At 36.1% G+C, this 1,794-nt stretch carries 1 protein-coding gene; it reads left to right on the top strand.

Annotation, left to right across the window (positions count from 1 at the left end; genetic code table 11):
* Positions 1-291: 291 nt before the first annotated feature.
* On the top strand, positions 292-1,530 hold the full coding sequence (locus JMX48_RS13935) for a replication initiation protein (protein WP_201538767.1): 1,239 nt from the start codon (positions 292-294) through the stop codon (positions 1,528-1,530).
* Positions 1,531-1,794: the final 264 nt, after the last annotated feature.

Here is a 1,794-nt window from a genome sequence, read left to right as displayed (position 1 = left end):
TCCTATTACTTAAAACAAAAATATATTTCTTATTTTTTAATGATTTTTAAAAGCTTTTGTCCTGAAGGTGAAAATCGGCACAGACACTTATTTTACTTGGTCTACAGCGGAAAAATATTTTTTAAACACGAAAGTTTAGGCGGTATTATACGAAAGTTTAGGCGGTATTATACGAAAGTTTAGGCGGTATTATACGAAAGTTTAGGCGGTATTAACGAAATAGTAAATTGTATTTTTCGTTAATACCGCCTATTATTACCTAAATGGTCAGTTAAAGCGAAATATTGTGATATGAATAGCGATGAGATGACACAGTTCCAAAATAATCTACGAGAGCTTGTTGGCGAGTCTTATACGGTCAAAGTAGATAAGCATTTAAGCGAAAAAGAGCGCGATGAACTTACTGCTCATGTAAGAAGGACAGTGGGTGATAATAATGCCACTATCCTTATTATCGAGCCCGTCATAGAGACAAAATTTGATTTTAATTTTGATTTGATTACCCCAAACGATAAGGAAGTCAAACCATTACAAAATATCAGTGAAGCTGAGAGTAAGCCCAAACCAATTTACAGTGATAAATGGCTGGTGATGCAAAACCGTTTATTAAATGCCATTTCAGATTTGGACCTGAATGAGCGGCGTCTGATTATGTTTTTATCGCCATTAGTACGTAAGCATGTAGAAAATGACCCTGATGCCAGGAAACGAATGTTTGTGGTTAATGCGCTAGAGTTTGCCCGTGAATATAATTTAGGCAAAAAAAGTATTTACCGTACCTTGGCAGAAGTTGCTGATAGCATGCTGCACAAAGCATTCTTTTTTTGGAATTTTAGGAATAATGAACGAACGCATAGAACTGGAGTGTCTTGGCTTGTTCAGTGCGAATATAAGGAAAACGAGGGACAGTTAGAAGTTATACTGGCCGATACGGTGATTGAGATGCTATCAGTATTCGATCGTGAAAATCCATTTACCAAATGGGAGCGACATTGGATTATTAATCTTGGCAGTTATGGCATGATTTTATTTGAGCTGATTGCCAGTTGTATGTTCCAAGATCACAAACAGAAGACATATACCATTGACTATTTGCGTGAAAAATTTAATTGCGTTGAAAGTTATTCCGATTTTTATAATTTTAAACGCTATGTTATCGATAAAGCCATCAGTGATATTCATGCGCACACGCCTTATCAGATAACCTATACTCAAAAGAAAAAAGGGCGGGTGGTGAGTGAGATTGTGTTTAGTTTTAAAGATAGCAGTCAAACCAAGGTAGGGGCTAAGCAGTCAAAAGCGTTGAAGAGTGATCTGAATCCTTTTTCAATTAACGGTCTAAGTGACGCACAATTAAAGCGCATTGTTCTGAACAAAGAATTTATAGCCAATTATAACCATCTGGTCAGCTCCACCAGTCTAGCAGGCCAAAATGAGGCAGAGTGGGCAATTGAGATGGTCAAAAGACTAAAGGCGGATTCTTCAGTTTTCAATAAATGTCCTATTCGTGATTATTTAGAATATACGTAGACTAACAAAAACATTCTATTGCTGAGTGGTTAGGTACTAGCTTTGGCAGTATTAAGCCACTAGGATTCTCTAAAAAACCAGCGCTATTAGCCCAAGTATTACTGCCAAATTTAGGTATAGAGACAAACAGGCGCTAATCATTAATAAATGATAGTAATGCGCTAGAGGAGTACTTAACTGATTGTTAGCCATAATCTAACGATTATGACCTCAAGATTGCTTGAGGTTTTTTTATATCTTATATTGTATTATGTTGTATATTAT

The organism is Psychrobacter immobilis (genome assembly GCF_904846225.1).
GTDB lineage: Bacteria > Pseudomonadota > Gammaproteobacteria > Pseudomonadales > Moraxellaceae > Psychrobacter > Psychrobacter immobilis_F.
The sequence above is the reverse complement of the archived record's forward strand: the minus strand, read 5'-3'. Positions and strand labels throughout refer to the sequence as shown.